21 protein-coding genes are annotated in these 20,966 nt (G+C 57.0%); 4 read left to right on the forward strand and 17 right to left on the reverse strand.

The window, feature by feature from the left end:
- Positions 1-252: 252 nt before the first annotated feature.
- The 4 genes from ATO3_RS27355 to ATO3_RS28935 all read right to left on the reverse strand — a co-directional run bounded on the left by ATO3_RS27355 (position 253) and on the right by ATO3_RS28935 (position 3,595).
- Positions 253-660, reverse strand: a complete 408-nt coding sequence (locus tag ATO3_RS27355; RefSeq protein ID WP_088652924.1) for a hypothetical protein — start codon at positions 658-660, stop codon at positions 253-255.
- Positions 661-674: 14 nt separating this feature from the next.
- Entirely contained in the window at positions 675-1,799 is a 1,125-nt protein-coding gene (locus ATO3_RS28685; protein ID WP_143747401.1) for a hypothetical protein, read from the reverse strand.
- A gap of 367 nt (positions 1,800-2,166) precedes the next feature.
- Positions 2,167-3,300 carry an STING domain-containing protein gene (locus ATO3_RS28690; RefSeq protein WP_143747402.1) on the reverse strand — a complete coding sequence of 378 codons (1,134 nt, stop codon included), beginning with the start codon at positions 3,298-3,300 and terminating at the stop codon, positions 2,167-2,169.
- A 124-nt stretch (positions 3,301-3,424) separates the two neighbouring features.
- Entirely contained in the window at positions 3,425-3,595 is a 171-nt protein-coding gene (locus ATO3_RS28935) for a hypothetical protein (protein WP_158218082.1), read from the reverse strand.
- Positions 3,596-3,817: 222 nt separating this feature from the next.
- On the opposite strand from ATO3_RS28935, the gene ATO3_RS27360 reads away from it, so the two are divergent.
- Together ATO3_RS27360 and ATO3_RS27365 are read left to right on the forward strand one after the other, a co-directional pair.
- The gene (locus tag ATO3_RS27360; protein WP_233152351.1) at positions 3,818-5,146 is read left to right on the forward strand and encodes an IS1182 family transposase; all 1,329 of its coding nucleotides are present in this window, start codon (positions 3,818-3,820) and stop codon (positions 5,144-5,146) included.
- Positions 5,147-5,480: 334 nt separating this feature from the next.
- Positions 5,481-6,053, forward strand: a complete 573-nt coding sequence (locus ATO3_RS27365; RefSeq protein ID WP_088652925.1) for a recombinase family protein — start codon at positions 5,481-5,483, stop codon at positions 6,051-6,053.
- Between the two features lie 4 nt (positions 6,054-6,057).
- Here the strand turns inward: ATO3_RS27365 and ATO3_RS27370 are convergent, their stop codons facing one another.
- The 11 genes from ATO3_RS27370 to ATO3_RS27420 all read right to left on the reverse strand — a co-directional run bounded on the left by ATO3_RS27370 (position 6,058) and on the right by ATO3_RS27420 (position 16,610).
- Positions 6,058-7,518, reverse strand: coding sequence for a caspase family protein (locus ATO3_RS27370; RefSeq protein ID WP_198963368.1), 1,461 nt, complete (start codon positions 7,516-7,518; stop codon positions 6,058-6,060).
- A 58-nt stretch (positions 7,519-7,576) separates the two neighbouring features.
- Positions 7,577-8,275 (reverse strand): MarR family transcriptional regulator, encoded by a 699-nt coding sequence (locus tag ATO3_RS27375; RefSeq protein ID WP_233152350.1) that lies wholly within the window; start codon positions 8,273-8,275, stop codon positions 7,577-7,579.
- Positions 8,272-8,415, reverse strand: coding sequence for a hypothetical protein (locus ATO3_RS28940; RefSeq protein WP_158218083.1), 144 nt, complete (start codon positions 8,413-8,415; stop codon positions 8,272-8,274). The genes ATO3_RS27375 and ATO3_RS28940 overlap by 4 nt, the downstream gene beginning before the upstream one ends.
- A gap of 278 nt (positions 8,416-8,693) precedes the next feature.
- Complete coding sequence (locus ATO3_RS27380) at positions 8,694-10,022, reverse strand: MvaI/BcnI family restriction endonuclease (RefSeq protein ID WP_198963369.1); 1,329 nt, start codon at positions 10,020-10,022, stop codon at positions 8,694-8,696.
- Positions 10,015-10,476 carry a very short patch repair endonuclease gene (locus ATO3_RS27385; protein ID WP_088652929.1) on the reverse strand — a complete coding sequence of 154 codons (462 nt, stop codon included), beginning with the start codon at positions 10,474-10,476 and terminating at the stop codon, positions 10,015-10,017. Before ATO3_RS27385 ends, ATO3_RS27380 begins: the two co-directional genes overlap by 8 nt.
- Positions 10,469-11,689 (reverse strand): DNA (cytosine-5-)-methyltransferase, encoded by a 1,221-nt coding sequence (gene dcm / locus ATO3_RS27390; RefSeq protein ID WP_088652930.1) that lies wholly within the window; start codon positions 11,687-11,689, stop codon positions 10,469-10,471. The genes ATO3_RS27385 and dcm overlap by 8 nt, the downstream gene beginning before the upstream one ends.
- A 363-nt stretch (positions 11,690-12,052) precedes the next feature.
- Positions 12,053-12,721, reverse strand: a complete 669-nt coding sequence (locus ATO3_RS27400) for a ParA family protein (RefSeq protein ID WP_088652931.1) — start codon at positions 12,719-12,721, stop codon at positions 12,053-12,055.
- 111 nt (positions 12,722-12,832) lie between these two features.
- Entirely contained in the window at positions 12,833-13,867 is a 1,035-nt protein-coding gene (locus tag ATO3_RS27405) for a replication initiator protein A (protein WP_088652932.1), read from the reverse strand.
- A gap of 225 nt (positions 13,868-14,092) precedes the next feature.
- A complete protein-coding gene (locus tag ATO3_RS27410; protein ID WP_088652933.1) occupies positions 14,093-14,644 on the reverse strand; it encodes a hypothetical protein in 552 nt (183 codons plus the stop codon).
- Positions 14,645-14,661: 17 nt separating this feature from the next.
- Entirely contained in the window at positions 14,662-16,332 is a 1,671-nt protein-coding gene (locus tag ATO3_RS27415; protein WP_088652934.1) for a type IV secretory system conjugative DNA transfer family protein, read from the reverse strand.
- A complete protein-coding gene (locus tag ATO3_RS27420) occupies positions 16,332-16,610 on the reverse strand; it encodes a hypothetical protein (protein ID WP_043147113.1) in 279 nt (92 codons plus the stop codon). The genes ATO3_RS27415 and ATO3_RS27420 overlap by 1 nt, the downstream gene beginning before the upstream one ends.
- Before the next feature lie 779 nt (positions 16,611-17,389).
- Here ATO3_RS27420 and mobQ point away from each other — a divergent pair.
- Positions 17,390-18,673, forward strand: coding sequence for a MobQ family relaxase (mobQ, locus tag ATO3_RS27425; protein ID WP_088652935.1), 1,284 nt, complete (start codon positions 17,390-17,392; stop codon positions 18,671-18,673).
- Here mobQ and ATO3_RS27430 read toward each other — a convergent pair.
- Both ATO3_RS27430 and ATO3_RS27435 read right to left on the reverse strand, forming a co-directional pair.
- Positions 18,663-19,001, reverse strand: a complete 339-nt coding sequence (locus ATO3_RS27430) for a hypothetical protein (RefSeq protein WP_088652936.1) — start codon at positions 18,999-19,001, stop codon at positions 18,663-18,665. The genes mobQ and ATO3_RS27430 overlap by 11 nt on opposite strands.
- A 92-nt stretch (positions 19,002-19,093) precedes the next feature.
- On the reverse strand, positions 19,094-19,630 hold the full coding sequence (locus ATO3_RS27435; RefSeq protein WP_088652937.1) for a hypothetical protein: 537 nt from the start codon (positions 19,628-19,630) through the stop codon (positions 19,094-19,096).
- Between the two features lie 484 nt (positions 19,631-20,114).
- On the opposite strand from ATO3_RS27435, the gene ATO3_RS27440 reads away from it, so the two are divergent.
- Positions 20,115-20,966: ArdC family protein (locus ATO3_RS27440; RefSeq protein ID WP_088652938.1), on the forward strand; the 852-nt coding region annotated here is incomplete at its 3' end.

The raw sequence follows: 20,966 nt of genomic DNA on the forward strand, positions 1-20,966 counted from the left end.
CCGCGCAGGCCGACCGGATGGCCGCCGAGTAACAGCCCGCACCGCCACAATGATCGAGGCCCCCGTCAGCAGGCGGGGGCCTTTTGCGTTCTGGTGTGATCTAGGTGATGGTGGTTTCAGGGTGACCTGTCGGCAGATAACCTGAAGGCCACCCGCCGACAGGCCCGGCGCTTCGCGCGGACGGGCATGACCTGCCCGAATAAGGTCCGTTGTGCCCTGTCCCACAAACCCAAGTTCAAGCCGCCCCACGCCTTAAACTACGTCACGTCGAAGCTCTAGTACGGCGTTCCAGTGGTTGCCGTCTTGGTCGAGAAACCTGTTGTCAACTAGCCAGCCTGAAAGAACTACGGCATTCGTTCCAACTCTTGCAACACGATCAAAGGTAGCAACCGTGGCGTCGTGGCTATCGCCCCGTCGGCTGATCCTGGTGAACACAAGCCGCTTTCCTCTTATGCCACCCGAGAGGCGCAAGAACTCAGCAAGCATCGCCTCGGCGGTATCGTCCGAAAGCTCCCCAAACAGAAGGTCCGTGACCTTTTCAGGTTCATCCTTGGACCGCCTTAGGAAGAAACGGGGATCGCTCTCAACAGAGCCCTGCCATGAGAACTCGTCCTCACGCAGACCAAGCCCGCTCTTTTGGTATGTCCACCCGTTAGCCATTCACGCCTCCCAAATCAGAGCGATAACTTAAGCTTACTGTGCCCTATTAAGAACTCGCGCAACTCAAAGTACGCGGCTTCCTCTACCCGAAGCGCAGCTTCAAGGACAGTGGCCGTTTCCTCAGCCCGATCTGCTTCATCGAATAAACGCCGAGCGTACTCCAAATGGGAGCGATAGTGACGGTAGCGAAGAAGGTCTGACGTCACCGCTGTTCCATCACGAAAGGCATGAAGGCCAACAATAACAATTGCCAGAATACTTGACCCGAGGACGAAAACCTCCGTCGCTGGGCTTGCTGCTCCGCCAACTAGCTGGCTGATTACAGCCCCAACCTGTACAAATACGATTCCTATCGTTGCAACACTTTCTATTAGGTTAGATGCCTTTTCGCGCTCGAATAGAGAGCCAAAAATTGGCAACGGTGCAGCGCCTTCCCTGAATTGTAGATTGACGTAGTCTTCTTGCCAATCGATCCGGAATTCGCGGTAGTATGCCTTGAACTGAATAAAGAGGCTTTGGTTCAAGGTTCGCGGTCGGCTAGCGTCCATAACTTGCTCATGACCAACTAGATACGTTTCCTCCAGTCGCTGGTCGTCTTTAATTTGCTCCGTATACGTGTTTCCGGAAATAGTGTTCTGGACTCGTTCAAGCTCTTTCTGCCGAACCTCATTCCATTTTTTTTCAGCGCGTACTCCACCTGTACAGACTAGATCGGCATGAACTACCATGAGTTGAAAATAGAACTGCCTCAGACGTTCTGCCTTCTGCCGTGCAACAAGCCATTCGTCTCGCTTTGCGCTCAGGACGAAACCTCGGCCAAGGAATAAACCTAGGACGAGCAGTATCGCTGCAGTGCCTGCCAACCAATCACTAAGCTGCGGGTTCGATTCCAGATAGGTGCGAGACAACCCCGCCGTCCCTACAAGCGTTATCAGAAGAGAAAGGACGATGAGAAGTATACCGACGAAGCAACTGCGGCGGGATACGCGCTTGGTGGCCTTCGCACACTCCTCATGTTCCTCAAACGCGGCTCTCAGCTCAGGCCAAATTATTCTGTCAGCTATGTCAGGATACTGAGAGCGTAGGTATGCTTCGTCACCTTCGTTACACAAAAGGTCGAAATTATATTTCTTTTCCATGTCATACCCACCAACAGATCAAAGGCTTTAGCAAGGGTAGGTTAACTCCACCTCGCCCCGGCACACAACAAACCGATCCTGCTGCCAGACGTTAACCAACCATGAAACGGGCTTGACACGAAGCAATCTATCGACGCTAAATGAGGTAGGGCGCCTACGTTGGAAACGGCGTAGGTTCTGGCATCAAATTCGGGAGAGCCTTAACTGGTGATCGCGAGCCAAGCTTCCGCGAGGGAGAAGGTGTAGAGACTGAACGGTGCCCACCTACGGCTAGTGCTACGGTGAAGAGACAGTCCGGACCACAAACAGCGACCTGGCAGTGAAAACTGTAGTGGTGAAGGGGGCGGCTTGACCGCCCCCTGCTCGTTCAACTTGATGTCTCATTGACTAAATTGTGGATATAGTCAGCTACGTCTGCTTGCTCTACGAAATGTATCTGTCCCCACGCGCCATCATTCTGCGCTCTCTCATTGGCCATATTCCAATCGAGAATTGCTCGAAATTCTCGCATCAGTCGCCTCAGCTGACGGCGACGCCCAGCGGGAGCGCCAAACCTCTGTTCATTTTCCCGCGCTATTCGAATCCTAGGAACCATAGATAGTGGATACACCGTACGGGGTATATCAACTACAATATCCGGATGTTCACGCAACATCATTGCGCCAAATCCGAGATTGTTATACTCACCATCCTTCTTTTCTAGAATAGAGGCCGACATTAGCGGCAACCCTTTCTCCGCCATGGCATCCTCCAAATCTACTCTCGCCTTTCCGTAGTTATCGGTTTTGACAATATCGGGAATGACGACGACAAGCGCCGAAAGCCTCCCCTCTCTTACAACTGGTTCTTGTCCGCCATCGTCTTCTACAACTTTTACAACTTTCTGAAGAAAACCAGCCCCTTGCCGCCCAAATCGATTCAGTGTGTTTACGTGATACCCTGTCGCGATACCTGCAGGACCCGCAATGTTAACAATCGGTAGTCCTTGAAAATAGGAAGAAAAGACGCTTTCGCTGAACCCTACTCCGTCTTCACTTGTATAGTTGCTAAGAAGTCTATTCCGCAGCTCAACGTGCGTAAGGTCGCCAGGGTCATATTCATCTTTGAACGAAAAATTCATTATTGATCTGCTCTGAAGCAGATAGAATGGCAGGCTCTCTCCAGTTACGAGGATGTACGGTTTGCCGAGCGCGTTTACAGAACCGAGTTCATAGATAACACTTGGGCTTTCATCGCTGACATCAATAATTATCAGATCGCTACCCTCAACATGGTTGAGTACAGAATGTACGATGTTCGTACGATCATCGCCTTCTGGGGCAAGGACCCGAATTTTATCGGTACTATCGATTTTCTCATCTGCGTGAAGCGCCTTTGCCGCGCCTTCAACGATGCTTGCTATTTGGACTGTCTTTGTCCGCCTTACGTACCGATAACTGTCACCCGAAAAGGCTCCTTCGGGCACCATACGCCCAAGAACAAATACTCGTAACTCTTGCATTATTGACCTCCGACTTGCGAAGCTACAGCGCCCGTAGCCTGTTGACGTTTATAAGTACGCAGACCCGTCAGTGGGTCAGGTGCCTCACCAAGAGCATTCGCCCGGTGGCATCAGACTTCAGCGCTTAGTCCTTGTTCTTTGAAGGCCAGAAGCGCAGCGCTGCTGTGACGCAGCCAATGCAAAGAGCGGAAAGTGTCCCGGCGAAGGTGGCAGGAAGTCCGAAGACTGCAAGCAGCATAATACTGAAGACTGTGATTGCAACGAGCATCAGCACCAAGGTGAAGAGGCTATCCATATTCTATCCTTTCGACTCATTTTGCTTTGAGGCGAAGGCTAAACCATAGAGCTTAAGAAACTCTTTAACCTGCGTCCATCATTCGTCTTGGACAGAAGCCGCGTGCTATAAACTCGAAGGCAAAAGCGGTCGATGCTGGTGAAAAACTCCAGCCTTGATCGAGGCCGAACCGACTGATTCACTTGCCATATCGGCAAGGAGGGTCAGGCGATGATGGGATGACTGGAGACGCAGGATAACCTGTTTTACCGGTTTCGGATCGAGGATCATGTCCCGCAGGACCACCTTTTGCGTCGGATCGACTGGCTCCTCGATTTCGGCGTGATCCGCACGGAGCTGGCGGCACTCTACAGCCACACAGGTCGCCCGTCCGTCGATCCCGAGCTGATGCTCAGGATGCTGCTGATCGGTTATCTCTACGGCATCCGGTCGGAGCGGCGGTTGGTCGAGGAGGTACATCTCAACCTTGCCTACCGGTGGTTTTGCAAGCTTGGGCTGGAAGGCCGCGTGCCGGACCGTTCGACCTTTTCCAAGAACCGCCACGGGCGCTTTGCCGATGGCGATGTCTTGCGTCGCCTCTTCGAGAGCGTCGTGGAAAAGTGCATAGGCTTCGGGATCGTCGGCGGCACGGACGCGGCCATCGACGGCAGCACCATCGAGGCGGACGCGAACCGGGACCGCAAGGATGCGCCGGAGGTGGTTCAGAAAATCTGGTCTCGAAAGGACCAAGTGCAGCGCCCGGTTGCCGACTATCTGGCAAAACTGGCTGACGCCGATGGGGCAGCGCAATCCGGCCCGAGAAAGAAGCCGCCCAAGTATATCTCGGAGACCGATCCGGAGGCGGCATGGTCGCTGAAGGACGGCCCTGGCCGGTTCAGCTACGAGACCAATTACCTGGTGGACACGGATCACGGCATCATCGTCGATGTCGAGGCCACACCCGCCCGGCTCAGCCAAGAGATTGTTGCGGCCAAGAAGATGCTCGACCGCAGCAGGGACCGTCTCGACTTTTATCCCGACAGGGTGGCGGCAGATGGATCATACGGCACCGGCCCGTTCCTTGCTTGGCTCCTGAAGCGCGAAGTCACACCGCATGTGCCGGTGCTGGATCGCCAGCATCAGACCAAGGGCAAATACGACCTCAGCCATTTCCAATACGACCCGGAGCGCGACAGCTACACATGCCTTGAAGGCCATGAAATGCCGCTGCGCCGGATCAAGCAGGCAGACCGGATCAAAAGCTATTCCGCCGGGAAAGACACTTGCGGCGCATGTCCGATCAAGAAGGCCTGCACCGATGCGTCGTTCCGAACCGTCACGCGACACCTGGACGAAGAGGCCCGCCAGACGGTCCGCGATCTGCGCAACACAGCAGCCTATGACGAGAGCCGACGACGACGAAAGAAGGTGGAGATGTTGTTTGCCCATCTGAAACGACATCTCGGCTTCAAGCGCCTCCGGCTCCGAGGCCTCAAAGGAGCAAACGAAGAATTCCTCCTCGCCGCCACCGCCCAGAACCTAAAACGTCTTGCCAAAATGGTTCCGTGCTGAGGACCGCAACAACAGCAATCAGATACATTCAAAAATACTGCCTTTGACCGCGATTACAGCGGGTTGAAAAACCTCACTCAGGTCAAACACAAGATGTAGTAGGTCGAGTTTTTCACCTAAATCGGTGGATTCTGCCCCCCTGCCCCATACCTCGCAGGATCAGTGACCTAGCGCAGCCAGAACTACCCGGCAAAACCGGTGCGGTTCTGGCAGGTTTGTGGCCAGCCCATTTTGCTGCAAAAAGGACCCTTTTTGCGGCAGTGGATAGCGCGCTGCCAAGTGTCTGATTTTCCACAAGCTGGACTGGTGCAAAAACCTAGTGCAAAAAGAGTCTATGAAAATTGGCTACGCAAGAGTGTCCACAGAGGAACAGAACCTTGATCTACAGATCGAGGCGCTGACCGAGGCCGGATGTGACCGTATCATCACCGATCAGGCGCAAAGCGGTGCGACGGCAGCCGAAAGCCGAGCCGGGTTTGCCGAGGCAATGGAGTTGCTAGGCGCAGGCGACTTGCTGGTGGTCTGGAAGCTGGATCGTGTAGGCCGGTCTATTGCCGATCTGATCCACCTGCTGAAGTTGTTCGGGGATCGCCGCATCGAGTTTCGCAGCCTGACAGACGGGATCGACACGACGACCGCAGGCGGGCGGCTGGTGTTTCATATCATGGGCGCGCTGGCCGAGTTCGAGCGCGATCTGATCCAGGAGAGGACCAAGGCCGGTTTGCGCGCAGCGAAGAAGCGCGGAAAACGCTTGGGCAGGCCCCCTGCACTCACAGGCGCTCAAATCGCTCATGCGAAGGCTGCCATTGAGACGAAGCGCGAGACAGTTTCCGGGATGGCCGAGATACTAGGCGTGAATCGAAGTACCCTTCAGCGAGCCATTAGGGCATCGGCACGTTCCAACTAGGCCGTCAGGTTTGTTTAATGGTCCACCCCCGTGGGATCAGCAGTACATCATCTTCACCAACGGTTGCTGGAGTGTAAGTCACATTGAGCAGGCGTTGAGGGACAACAAGTTGCTGAGACAAGTTTCCATTCAGCCGTTCTATGACGGTTTTTGAATAGGAGGGGATGCCATCGAGGTCATCCCAATCGGCTTCTGGAGGCTGCAATAAATCCTTTCCTCCGACAAACACAGCCTCAACAAGATATCCTTTCTTCTCTTTCTTTGTGGAGACGGTGACGTTGAGTTCATGCCCCCGACCTGGAAGTTCAATGAAGTTGGCACCCGCAGCCGCAAGAGTGTCTGCAATGAAATCGAAACTGGCCTTCAACGCCGGGACTTTTTGCAGGTCAAACACCTCATCGAAGTAGCCGCCTTTGATCTTGGGGCGAAGATGTCCAGTTGAATCAAAGAAAATTTCGAACAGCATGCCGTCCAGCAGCGCCTTGCGCTTTTTTGTCTGGAACTTTGCAGTGCGCGCTACAAAATCTTCAATAAAGACGTCCGCTGCGCCGGATGACCCACAAGCTGCCTGATATATGTTTCTGCCTAGAACAAACAGGTTGTTCAGGCTCATCCTTTTTACGCTTTTTTCATCAAGTTTCAGAAGCGCTGGATTCTGTACATACCAATTATAGCTCTTCAAATCTTTGATGATGTCATGAGACAATTTCGAAGTGTCAAGGCCGAACAGGCCGTCAGCGAGTGCTGTCTCATCGTACTCTTCAACGAGCTTGTCGATCCCAATGTTGAAGTAAAACTCCCCAGCAAGGGAGGTGTGTTCCCACGTGGTCTGTTTTCCCTTTGTGGCGGCAGCAACCGTGTTCCTCACCCGCTTGAACATCGTCTCAACCGGGCAGTCCTCTGCATCAATGTGCTGTAAGAGGGCTTCGGTATAAGTGCCATTCCGTCCGGTTCCATCTGACGCGAGTTCGCCGGGTGACGTTGCAAAGCCAATGATCGTGCCCTTTGGAGCATAGACCGATGCCAGTCCGCGCATGGAAACATCCCTGTGCCAAGCTCTTTCCCATGGGTTGTTTCGGCACGCATCTAGGACGATGATTTTCGTTGAGGCATTCGATTTTGCCATTACGTCAACCACCTTATCTAAAGACAAGGAGCTGTGTTTCGCATCAATTTCAGACGATCCGTCGGTGTCTACGGCAAGCAGATAGTTGCTGCCATCAATTTGCATTCCATGACCGGCGAAAAAAAACATCCCGACATCATGGGTTTCTAGCAGTTTTCTGAATTTCTTAAGTTTCTTCTCCATATCTGCATTGGAGCAATCCGTGCCAAGAATCACTTCAAAATCATATGACTGGAGCTTTGCACATATATCCTCGGCGTCGTTGACCGGATTGTCTAGCTCATCACCTGCTGGATAGTCCGCGTTGCCCAAAACCAAAGCCGCCATTTTTCTCTTCAACGTAAATCTCCGTGATAAACTCTGTTTCGTATTCTAGTTTGTTGCATCGACGGCTGCATTATTCGTAGTTCCTTGAATCGTCTCCCTGCCCCCGCGTTGCGCGCCCCGTTGTTCCCGCATGGAGGCGCGGGAAAAGATGAGCCAGCCGATATCCATGTGATGCGCCAGGCAGCCCATCCATACGCTCATAGCTTTCGACCGTGACAAGACCATTGATGTTGAGAACTCCAAGCGCCTTCTTGATCTTCCGCAGATGGATGCCGGCATAACTAGCGATCTGATCGTAGGTGCTCCGCGTGACGTTCTGCGACGTGTCGCGGCGGGCCGCGAGGGTGAGGGAGATTTTCAGTGCATCCAGCTCTGCCGCCTTGCGCAGATAGAAATCGTCAAACATCGGCATCTCGCCGGAACGATCATAGAGTGGCTTTGCGGGCAACGCGGCCCAGACATGACCTTCACCGTAGTTGGTGAGCTGGTATGTGCTGCGGCAATGAGCTTCCCTCACCACCAGTTTGCGCGCTTCCAGCAAATCGAGGCCATAGGAAACCTTGGTACGGCTGATGCCCGTTGCGGTGGTCAGCTCGTCATAGGTTGTCCGCGCAAGCCCGTCAGTGAGATCAGCGCGATGTGCGATTGCCATCAGCACCATCAGTGCGGCTGTTTCCGAGGCTCCTGTTTCCGCGCGCCACTTGAAACGCGACAGGCCACCTTCCTCAATCCATGCGGACGGGAGCTCTACCCATTTTCGCATATTCATTCGCCGCGCTCCTTTGTGATGGCGCGCAGGACAACATGCAGGGCAAGACCGGCTACCCCTACGGCGGCAATGCCGAGCAGCAGGGCGAGAATTGTTGGGGGCGCATCCAGCAAGGAAGAGAGAACGTCATCAGAAGGCATATCAGCGGTCCTTTCGCAAAATTTCAGTCGATCATGCCGAAAAAATGCGATCTCCCACCAATCATATCTAGATACACTTCACAGAAGTATAGGGGACTTTAACATCTATTCCTTTTTAGATCAGATATTTGCATCCAATAGTAACCGTCTTTATAGGTCTCTGTTTTAGTCCATGAGGTTCACCCGGTGGACCAAAATCCCAGAATCTATGATGTCGTACCTTACATCTACATGCAAAGTTGCATGGCCGAGTTTTAGTTGTTTGCCCTCGGATCACCTCAAACCAGGCGCTCTCTCTCGCTGGTTTGATACAGCCCGCTGAGGTTGTTGTGTTTCACTCTGAACTGGCTCCGACGCTTGATTGCCGGAGACAGTGTATCCGCTCTCTCCATCTTTATTCCAGGATCATAGTACACAGAGCCTGAAGCCAATGCCTGCAACAGAAGCAGCACGTCGGTTCCTTCGCACAGCTCAACCCGCGCCCCGTAGGAATATTCGGGCGGTGGCGCGCGCATCAGGGACGGTACATAGACAGCCTTTGCATGTTTCCGGTTCCAGTGACCAATCACGCCTTTGAAGCCCCACGAGGCGGCAACCCTGTCTTCCCGGTCGATCAGCGCGATCTGCCCATCCACATCCGTGATCTTGCCCTTATCGGGGTCGAACCCCTCCAGGACCAGTTTCAGACCTGTATCAGTGTGGAAATCCCGACCACTGGCATAGACGCCGCCGAAGTTTATCCGGCCTTCCTTGCCTGATTTGTCGGGGTAGCCATACCGGCGCAAGAAAGCCTCGACACCATCATCCCGATACACCCCGCCGGTCGGTTCCGGCGTCATCAGCGTGACCGGGCTTTTCGCGAGATACTTCACCAAATCCCGCACACCGTACTGTTTGACCTCCCAGCCCAGATAGTCCGGTTCAGCATACCCGTTGGGCGAGATGCCAAGTTCCGCCTCCAGGGTGTATCCCCCGCCATTCCGGGCGTTGTAAGGGGCAGCCACGCCGTTCTTGCCCATCTTCTGTGACGGCACCCAGCCTTTGGCGTGGATGCGCCGCAGGGCATCGAGCAGCATCTGGCGGGAGCTTGTTCCCTTCTGCCGAAGCGATTGCAGATTAAGGAAGACCCCTGAGGTTTCCAGCGTGCCCACTTTCTCAGTCAGAGACGCCGCTTCCGGTGTCTCTCTGCCGACAACATGGCCGATAACCCGCCCGTCCGGGCATACCCCGAAGAACAGCACCCGCCCTTCATCACGTGACCGCATCAGCGGCGCTGGCGCGCGCGCAGCGCCGCGCAGAAAGCCGGACATGCGCACTTCAGGGTACTTGGGGTAGAGGATCAGTTGAGCATCCGGCGCAGGTGCTATGCCTTGTTCGTCCATCCACCAAAAATCCACCGGCGCTTTTGCACGATCCCGCACAGACCCTGCGACCTGACTGCCGTCCTCTTCGATCTCACCATGCGGAATGATGTTAAGCGCGCCAAACCCGCCGCCGAGATAAACCTGGTTCTTGGAATTATCATTCGGAGCGAGCTGCTTTGCGTAGAAACGCGTCGCTCCATGAGCTGTCATCTGATCGAGAATGCGAACAACAGGGTCAGTCAATCCATTGGCCTTCAACACAAAACTGCTTTGTGTCAGAGGATAGCCAGAGAGAAAGGGAGTCAATCACTTCAGGCAAAGTCCGCTTGCCGCGCCCTTTGAGAGCACATTCCCATACGATGCCCACTCTCCAGCCTGCATCGAGAAGGCGGCTGAGAGCCTCAGCATCACGCCGGGCATTGCCGTTGATCTTGTCACGCCAGAACTCCTGCCGGGTTTGCGGCCAACGGAACAAAGGGCAATGATGCCGGTGCCAGAAACAGCCATGCACGAAGATCACGGCGTGATGTTTTGGCAGAACAAGGTCAGGTCTGCCGGGAAGGCCCCTGCCCTGTAATCTGTAGCGAAATCCTTTGGCGTGCAGCCCGCGCCGGATCATCAGCTCCGGCTTCGTGTCCTTCCCCCGGATCGCCGCCATGTTGCGGCGGCGCGCGTCGGCAGAATGAACGTCAGCCAACCTTTTGCAGCCGGGGCTGATCCATCAGCTTCAGGACGTGCGGCTGCATCAGCCGGGCGACTTCCGCAAAGACCGGCACGGCAACAGAATTCCCAAACTGCTTGTAGGCCTGGGTATCCGAAACCGGAATCCTGAAACTGTCATCAAATCCCATCAGCCTTGCGCATTCACGAGGCGTCAGGCGGCGAGGGTTCCTGCCTTCACCGCGACTGACCAGGATTTCTGAGCCATCCTTGTAATAGCGCGCCGACAACGTTCTCGCGATGCTGTTGCCATCAACGAGGCCAAACCCAAACCCGTTGCCTTTGGCCCGATGCTTGGCTGCATAGTCCTGCAGGTACGTCCAGAGCTTGTCCGTGAGCGTGTATTTGTCGCTGACCTTCGCATCCAGCCCGACCGTGTAATGTCCCTCAGGGGCCTCTGTCCCGTCCTCTGGGTGCAGGATATCCCGCATCCCCCTGCCCTGCCGTCCGGGCAGATTCAGCTCTTCAAAGCTGAAGTCCGTGGCTTCCCGGAAGCCAACCATAACGATCCGTTCCCGGTGCTGTGGCACGAAGTTGGCCGCGTCGATGATCTGGGTATGCAAAGTGTACCCCAGCTCCTCGGTCAGAGCGCGCCGGATCACCTCAAACGTCCGACCCTTGTCATGGCTCTTCAGGTTCTTGACGTTCTCCAGCATGAAAGCTGCCGGGCGGTGGTGCATCAGGATGCGCAGCACGTCGAAAAACAACGTACCCTGGGTTTCATCGAGGAAGCCGTGTGCGCGTCCAAGCGCGTTCTTCTTGGATACACCAGCGATCGAGAATGGCTGGCACGGGAAACCGGCCACAAGAACATCGTGATCCGGGATATCCTCTGGGTCTACCTCACGGATATCTCCCGCGATTGGGCGATTGTCCGGGAAGTTGGCATGATAGGTCTGCTGGGCGAAACGGTCCCATTCCGATGTGAAGACACAACGGCCCCCTGCCCCTTCCATGGCTCTTCGCAAGCCACCGATCCCCGCAAAGAGATCAATGAAAGAGAATGATGCGTTGCTGTCATGGCGTTGCCTTGAACGCACTTCCATCCGAAGCAGCTTCATTACAGCTTCGCGCGGCACTTCCTCACCCCGCTTCCAGCGGTAGAGATGGCCTTCGGAATATCCCAGAGCTTTGGCGGCTTCAGGCATCGACCAGCCGCTCTGCGTCAGCAGCATCTCAAATTCTGTCATGTCAGGTCAGTTCCGCTCTGTCTTTATCTGGGAATTTTTCTGACACTCTGACGTTAAGATTCCCTAAAGGCAAGAACATTTAGGGAAAATATGAGTGGCGAGTACGGCTAGCCACGATAGGCAGACCACATCCGCTCTATGAGTTGTCCCTGTGTGATCCCAAGCGCTTCAGCCTCAGAAGCTATTGCTTCACCAACTTCCGGCAGCACTTTGGGATGTAACTGGTACGTGCGCGGGCTTGGTTTGCGGCCCGGCTTCTTTCGTGGGGTTCGATCCAGAAAGCCTCTCGCTTCGCCAACTTCATCTACGCGCCGGACTTCTTCAACGGTCGTCCCTTTCGGACGGGCTTTCAGCCCCGCAAGCCTATTTGAGCCGCTCATAAACCGCCTCCGTGAATGCCTGAGCGTTTGCCAACGCCTTATCTACCTTGCCGCCTGTGACCATCTCCGGGTCATTCATCATCGCTGTCAGATCGCCCCCATAGGCGAACAGTTCCGAGAACGCTGCGCGCGCGACCAGGGACGGCTCGATCACATCGATCCCTGCCCCACTGAGCTGTTCTTCCAACTCCTTTTGGACGCGGCTTTTGACGGCTGCGCTGGTCTTGGTCAGCACCACAGCATGACGGATTGACCGCCCAAGCGCTTCTTCCTCTTCGCGAACCAACGCCAACGCTTCGGACCCGATCTCCGCGTCCAGCGCTGTCGGCTGCATCGGGACAATCCCCAAATCCGCCTGGGAGATGGCGCGACTGACGAGCTGAGAGGCAACCCCTTCGAGGTCCACAATGACGATCTTGCCGTCACCATCTGCGCTCCGGATGGTCGGAACGATCTCTGAACGGCCAACATCGCTCTTCAAGGTCACACCGGAAGGTGCGCCATGAGATGCCCACCGGGTAAGAGACTTGTTCGGGTCACAGTCAAGCACCGTGACATCCGCGCCCATGCGGGCGAACTCAGACGCCAGAAGAACGGCGCATGTCGATTTTCCAACCCCACCTTTGGGGCTTGCCATAACGATGACGGGCATTGCTCGATCCTGCCACTTTTTTGTTACCGGATTTATATCTCATACCGGAATTAAATCCAACACCGGAAATCATTCCTTTACCGGTTTTATTTCCGTTACCGGTTTTTAATCTCAGGGCCTACCTCGCTTCTCAAACCACTTTCGACAGAACCCAATGAAAGCGCGGTCAGCGTTGCGGGGCGGCTCAACACACCAGTCGCGCCACTCACGCTCCAGGAAACGAACGTCCCAACCCGGCGCTGCATGGCGCGCTTCTTCGTAGGTGTCGGGCTGCAGCGGTGGAATACTGCCTTCAACAAGCTGGGCGGGAGACATCGTGCCGCGATTGGTGAACACCACCATGTCGGCTTCATCCTCAAAGGTTACGTGGTAATCCGGCAAATGGTCATGCTCTGCGAGCTGACGGATCATCTGCCGAAAGCGCTTCTGGGGGCTTTGCGACCCGGTCTTAAGCAGCAACTTAGCCAACGTGATGCGCCAGGTTTTCTGCTGCCCGCAATGCTTCCGGGCGATCTCGTACACCCGTCTTTCAATGGGCTTGCGCAGGCGGAAGTAATCCCGGTGGAGGGTCAGTACCTCTTCGTTTCGGATTGCGTTGAAAACCCAGTCTGACAGCTTCACTTCACACCAGAGAAGACGGCCATCGAGGCCATGTTTTCGCCTGATCGACGACGCATCGATCAGACCAAAACCATCGACTTGCTCTTCATCGCCAGTGACGATGTTTGTCCTGATCCGCGTCCCTTCGAGGCGATCAAGGGCATCAAGCAGGGACTGATACTCCCGGCCACTTGTGCCGCGGTTGGTGAAGATCAGCAGCTCTCTGGAGTTGATGCGGACACGGGGCGAAACGGCTTCGCCTTCCTTCAGCTTCGCCATGATCTGACTGATGCAGTAGATCAGAATGTCCTTGTCGTAGATCGTCGCCAGACCCTTCACGCTCGGCGTAATCTGAAGCCACTTATCGCCATTCTCGTAGCGCTTGACCGTCGTCTCAGGCTTCTTTGAGAGGGAATAAAACGGATGCTCCATATGTTGCATCACGTCCTTCAGGACAGCGTCAGCCACATCACAGATGAACAGATCATGCTGCGGATGGCGATCCGGCAGGAGCGGGGCGAGGGCATTCGTGTTATCAGTTACCATGAGGCGACATTCGTGGTTTTAGTTACCGCAGTCAAGATTCGTGTTATCAGTTACCAGAAGCGGGATTTCAGTTACCGGGATTCGTGTTATCAGTTACCACGCGGCTAGAAAATTTATTTCTTTTCAAGCATCTACGCAAAACTTTCAGGCCCGTAACACAGATTCTAACACCTATATAACACCCAGCATCTCAAACAGAGCCAACCACCATTAGCGCTTCACCGCTCACCGTTGGTAGAACACACAAGCATCGACACCCGTGGTTGTCGTAGTCCAGGACGCTCCGAGGACAGCGCACATGGAAGCGTTGCTTGCTAAGAAACGAGGAAGCGTCACCGTCAGGATAAGAGCCAGAACGACAGCACCCAGACCAAACCAAGGAAGACGGGTTTTGAAGCGAACCAGCTTTTGCTCCCGTTCCCAAAGCTGACGCATGATGTCCGATCTGGCATCCTCAGCTTTCCTGAGAACCTCCTGAGTGTGGTTGGAGGCCCGGAGCAGATCACCGGCCATCTGGCCAACGCGGGTGAGGGTATCGCCGATCCTGCCATCAATGGTTGCGCCGACAACCTCGCCATAGTGTTCCGGGTCGGTTTGCTTTTGAGCGGCGAAGGCGGCAGAACGTGCTTCCGTCGCCGTCTTGTTTACGCGGTCGAGCACCCGTGTCTGATCATCCACCCGATCCGAGATGCTGGCGACTGCCGTAGCGAGAAGATCGAGCGTCTCGCGCAGATCGTCATCTGAGAGCGGGGCAGGGGAGGCGGGCGTGTCGGACATGGCGGATTGCTTTCGGATTATCGGGCGTCTGGCGTGAACAGCCCGGAGAATTCAGGATCGGCGTAGTAACGCAGCTTTTGCGCAATGGCGGTGGCCTGCCCCTGGATGCGCAGGAGCTGGCGTTCCGAGGGGAGCTGCATGATTTCATCAGGGGTCAGCAGGTCGCGACCTGTGAGGTTGTTCGAGAAGCTGGGGCCATCTCCCTGTTTGAAACTGTCGTTCTGGAACCCGGCAGTTTCCTGGCCGATCCTCTGGCTCAGCCACTTGGCCGTCTCGAAGTCATTCACCCCGAAGACCTGTTGAACCCCGGCATTGGCGATGAAGGTGCCAGCACGGTCGCCGTAGAGGTCCTTGAGCTGGCTCGTGTCCTGCAGGATCGGCCAGAGTTGAAGCCCGTAGCCTGCCATCAGCCCCATGGCGCGCTCTAAGGCCTCCAGACGGCCCAGGGCCGCGAATTCATCGAGGAGAAAGAGGGCGGGGGCCTTGAGGCGCTCAGAATGGCCCTCTGACGCGCCCTGAGGCCGTTCAGCGTCCCGTGCGATGTCCTGAAGGGCCTGAGAGACGAGGAGACGCAGCCAGCGGCTGTATGCGTCCATCCGGTTGGGTGGCAGCACAAGGAACACCGAGGTGATCCGGTGGCGCAGATCGGAAAAGGCGAAGTCTGACCGCGCCAGGCACTTCGCGATCCGGGGGCTGTCCAGGAAATGGGTGTGGCGCTGCGCGTTCGACAGGACCGAGGCAGCTTCCCGATCTGCCTTGCCGAGGAAACGGTTGGCGGCGCGGGCAATCAGCCCGCCTGCCTCGTCGCTGTCCTGCATCAGCTCCAGCAGCGCCCGAAGCTTTTCCGGGGGCAGGGTGAGATATTCCCGGACGGTGGCGAGGGACCGGCGGTCGCGATCCTCGTGGCAGACACAGAACATGATCAGCCCGCCGAGGATGGCCTTGGCTTCTTCGTTCCAGTGCGCTTCCGTCACCTGTCCCGGCGGGTCCATCACAAGCGCTTCTGTCAGGGAGGCGGCATCCTCACCCAGATCGAGGCTGTTCGGCGTCAGCCGGTCGAGCGGGTTGTAGCAAGCCGAAGGATGACCGCTGACCTCAAAGGGATCGAGGACATGGACCGTTCCGAACCGTCGCCGCGCCTCGCCCGCGATCCGCGCGTTCTCGCCCTTGGGGTCGATCACCAGAACCGAGCGTTCCGCCGCCAGCAGGTTCGGGATCACGGTGCCGACGCCTTTCCCGGCGCGGGTCGGGGCGAGGGTGATCAGATGGGCCGGGCCGTCATAGTGCAGCAGCCGTCCTGTGTGCGGATTGCGTCCGATCAGAAGACCGGCATCTTCTTGCCCTTTGCCCCGCTCCAGCTTCTTCAGCTCTTTGCGGTTCGCAAACCGGGCCGAGCCGTGGCTGTCCCCGGTCAGCCCGAAATAGGCATCGGCCCCGGAAGCCATGCGCCAGTACTGAAATCCGAATACAGCGCCCACAAACATGAAGGGACCAAAGACCAGCCATTGCCAGGCACTTTCGCCCGGCGTCTGATCAAAGAAGGCGAAGATGAACGGCGTGGCCACCAGTGAGCCGAGCATCGCCCCGAACAGCACAGCGCCGATCATCCAGCCCAAAAGGATGGGCGTGAAGATCAGCCGCCCGAAGAACCGGAACAGACCCCCGAAGACGAGCATCACGCTCCGCATCAGGACGCGCCATCATCGGTAGGGGCAGGGGAGGGGGCGTCCCACTCTGCAAAGGCCTTGCGGTCCTGTTCACGGGAGAGGTTCCGGATCAGCCGGTCGAGCATGGCCGCAGCATTGGAATCCCGTTCCGCCAGGTCCATGAGCGCCCCGCCCAGGATCACCTTGCGGCGTGTATCCAGCTTGCGCTGTCTGGTGGCTTCCCGGTTCTTCAGAGCCTGCAGCCGGGCCTTGGCCTGGGCGTAGCGTTTCTCGGCACGTTCAAGCTCAGTCTCGGCCAATTCGGGAATCCACTTCAAAGAGGGCAGGTGTAAAGGTTAGGCTTGCCACAACCAGCGATAGCGCTTACCCGTAGGCCTGTAAAGGACAAGGGCGCACTTATGCAAACTCTCCACCTTCGGTTCCAAGATTTGCGTGCGATCTCCTTGAGGCAGGGCCTCAGCCGATGGCGAACTCCGTCCGACGCGATGCGCGCCGGAATGAAAGGCCCTCCCGGCCTCTCAAACTCTCCAGGGCCAACTTTGGCAGTTGGATCGCGTCCCGCAATGTCGCGTCAGCGTATCGCCCGATGCCCCACGATGGGGGCCGGTCTGCCGCTAGCGTCTCCCTTGCGGGAGGTTCGTGTCGTCGGACCTCATGGTGCCGACACGAACCGGGTTTGCCCCCGGCAAACCGTCAGTGATTTGTCCCCATATCCCGCCCCCCACAAGGCTGGGGATTTGGGGGCAGATCACTGGCAAGCCCGCGCCTCGGAGAGCCAGAGGCTCGCTTCGGACGGGCTGTCTTTTCCCCTCCAGCCCCAGCGGTGCGAACGCGCACTGCGATTTGGGGCGCGGGCCTCCGGGGAAAAGACGGTTGCGCAAAGCTGCGGCGGTCTTGGATCACTGATCTCCAAAACCACCGTCTTACGCCCAACAGGGAGGACGAAGCCCTTTCCCAAGGGAACCAGAAGAGGTTGGGCTTCATCCCCACTCTGCACCAACACCTCAGCTCTTGTCACGAGCCAAGAGTTGGGCGCTCTGCCACGGCGGCAACTATCGCCTTTGAGAGAGGAGGGCGCATGGCGAGCTACCACCTCTCTGTGAAGACGATCAAACGCAGCGCCGGGCGCTCTGCCACGGCAGCTGCGGCCTACCGTGTCGGGGAGCGCATCGAGTGCCAGCGTGAAGGCCGCGTCCACGACTACACCCGCAAGCAGGGCATCGAAGAGACCTTCATCCTGACCCCGAAGGACGCCCCGGACTGGGCTACGGATCGGTCCCGCCTCTGGAACGAAGTCGAGGCCAGCGAGACCCGCCGCAACTCCGTCACCGCCCGCGAGTGGGAGCTGGCCCTGCCCTCCGAGATCAGCGCCGAGGCCCGGTCTCAGATCACCCGCGACTTCGCCCAAGAGCTGGTCAGCCGCTACGGCGTGGCCGTCGATGTGGCGATCCACGCGCCGCACCGGGAAGGCGATCAGCGAAACCATCACGCCCACGTCCTGACCTCCACCCGCAAGCTGGAAGCGGAGGGCTTCACGGCCAAAACCCGAGTGCTCGATTCCGCGAAAACCGGCGGCGTCGAGATCGAGCAGATGCGCGGCCTCTGGGCCGAGTTGCAGAACCGCGCGCTGGAGCGGGCAGGGGAGGTGGAGCGTGTCGATCACCGGTCGCTTGAGGCGCAGCGCGAGGCGGCGCTGGAACGGGGTGACGAGCTGACGGCAGAGGAGCTGGACCGCGACCCTGAGCTGAAGCTGGGACCGGCGGCCAATTCTATGGAGCGGCGGGCAAAGGCGATGGCCGAGCGCCAGGGACGGGAATACAAACCCGTCACCGAACGTGGCGCTGTCGTCCATGCCGCCCGCCAGGCTCGTGCCGCGTTCCGCGAAATGCGCGCACGGCTGGAACTGGCGCGCGAGACCTATGGCATCGAGCGTGAGGCTGGGCAGGGTCGTGTCTCTGCTGGTCTGGCAGCGCTCAGGGCCGCGACGGCAAAAGATCGCGACCGCACCCCGGAGGATTTCCGGGAGCGGCTGGCGCGCGTTGTGGGCCGGTCACCGGACCAGGACGACACGCCCAAGTCGGAAGGCCGCAATTATGCGCGGGAGCGCCTGAAAGAGATCATGGAGAAGGACGCCGGGCGCGATGGTCAGGCGGCGGTTCACAAGCTGGACGGTCACAGCGAATCTGAGCTTGCAGGTGATACTGGGCGCGAGGACCGCAAGCCGTCAGTGAACGAGCGGCTCAAAGACGTGTTGAACAAGCCGCGTGAGCGGCTGGAAGGCGAAGACGAGCGCGAACAGGAGAAGGATCAGGAGGTCGAGAAAGATCGGGATATCGACCGTGATCCAGGCCTCAGTCATTAACGAGGCGATGTGAGGTCGTTTCCCCGTTCTTCATGGGAATGCTCGCCTGAGAGAAGCCGACACCGACCAGAAACGAAATCACGCCGGTGGCCGTCTTGAATTCGCGCACTCTGATCGCATTCTGTGTCACGCGCGTCCTGGCTGTGACAAGGATTTTCTCCTTCCCATCGTTTCCGACCGTTTGCATGATCCACAGGCCGTACCAGCTTGGACCCTTTCGTTCAGGATCGGCTTTGCACAGCACTTCGACGGTGTGGCCCTCTTCGGCAAGCGCCCGAAGGCCTTGTTCGGTGGTCACGTTGAGTTCGAGTTCAGTCGTTTGGTTCATCGCATAAACTGAGAAAGGAGAGACTGTCTCAGTGTGGTGGAATTCAGCAATGCACTCAATAGTATATTATTGGAGAGGTAAGCAGTTTGAGATCAGTTGGCTTCAGGCATGTTTGCCCATGACAGCCGGAGATTGTTGCCCACTCTTTTTGGCAAGTTGGCCCGCTTTATGAGACGTCCCGAAACTTCAAAGTCATCGTCAATCTTTACGACGAGCAACTTATTGAAATGCCTGTCGAGACGCACGCTGGTCTTTTCTTTGCTGTTGATCGGCGAGATTGTTTTGATTTCAACGAAGTCGTTTCCCAATCTACCATCGGAGCCTTGGGCATGGTTCTTGTGAAGTTTGATTCCATACATGATCGCACCGAAAAGCTCACCAATGTCGCCGTAGACGTTGAGGTGCTGCCCAGTATCGCGGAAATAGGCCTCTGCAAGCGTCAGCAGGTCCTGAAAGTACGGAACCAGAGTTGGGTCTGCGTTTGGGTACTTCAGGCGTAGTTCAGCCTCGCGCTCAAGTTCAGCGAGGCGGCTGTATTTGGTTTCTTCTGGGTCAATAATGCTATCCCAACCAAGCCATTCGCCATCGATCCAAAATGCGTTGTCTGGCCCTAGTGCGTCGGCTGTCATTTGAAACTCCTATCCCAGAACAATAACCTAAGACTTTGAAAAGATTATGGCTGCCTTTCACTTCGGTGCACGCCTGTAAAGCTGATAGAGTTCAGTGATCCCGGCTAGTTGCCGGTCTCGCTTTGAGTGGTAGCCAGGGCAGGGGATCGACGGAATAGCGTCCGCTCACCCCAACCCTGACAGCTTCCATATCCTGTTGATCCGCCTGCCATCCCGGCAGGTCCGAGAAAACCGGCAAGCGCCGCCTTTGGCGTCGGTTCCGGTCGAGAATTCCGGTTCCTCCCACGCGCAGGCGCGCGGTTCCCTCCCAAATTCACGCCCTCCACCCGGTTGTCACGGCCCCGCCGGGCCGCAGGACGGGCTTTGCCCTTACCTGCTCTGCCGTCCGGAATGCATGGGCATTCCAGACAACAGAGAAGGAAGGCCCGCCCATTGGCGGAAAGGGGAAGAGACCCGGCCCGCGTCACGCGAAGGAGGGTCACAAATGACCGCAGAGAAGTTTGACGTTTATTCCCATGTCACAAATCAGATCATCGCGCAGATCGAGGCGGGGACTCCGCCCTGGCGCAAGCCGTGGACAGGCGGAGGGACAGGGGTCAGCTTGCCGGAACGGTTCAACGGCGAGGCTTATCGGGGCATCAACATCCTGATGCTTTGGGCAACAGCGATGGCGAAAGACTACAGCTCAGCCCGGTGGATGACGTTCAATCAGGCCAAGCAGCTTGGGGGCCATGTCCGTAAGGGCGAAAAATCTGCAACCGTTGTGAAATACGGCACCGTCGAGCGCGAGGACGAGAACGGCGAGGAACGTCAGATCCCCTATGCCAAGGCCTACCGTGTGTTCAACGCCGACCAGATCGAGGGCTTGCCCGCCGAGTACTACATCCTGCCCGATCCACCCCGTGATCTTGGCACCGTGGCCGATCCCGAGCTGGAGGCGTTCTTTGCCGCGACCGGCGCGCAGATCGACGTGACCGAGGAGCCGCGCGCCTACTACAACATCAAGACCGACCGCATCCACATGCCGCCGATTGGCACGTTTCACCGGGCCGCAGGATATTACGGCACCTTGGCGCACGAGCTGACCCACTGGACAGGGGCGACAAAGCGGCTGGACCGCTTGAGTAGGTTCAATGACCGCAAGGCCTACGCGTTCGAGGAGCTGGTCGCGGAAATTGGCAACTGCATGCTTTGCGCGCAGATCGGAGTGGAGCCTGAATTCGATCAGAGCGCGGCCTATGTCGAAGGATGGCTTGAGGCGATGAAGGAAGACAGCCGCGCGATTTTCCGCGCTGCGTCAGAGGCGCAGAAGGCCGTGGATTACGTCGTGGAGCGC

This window comes from Marinibacterium profundimaris (genome assembly GCF_002210095.1).
GTDB classification, from domain to species: Bacteria; Pseudomonadota; Alphaproteobacteria; order Rhodobacterales; family Rhodobacteraceae; genus Marinibacterium; species Marinibacterium profundimaris.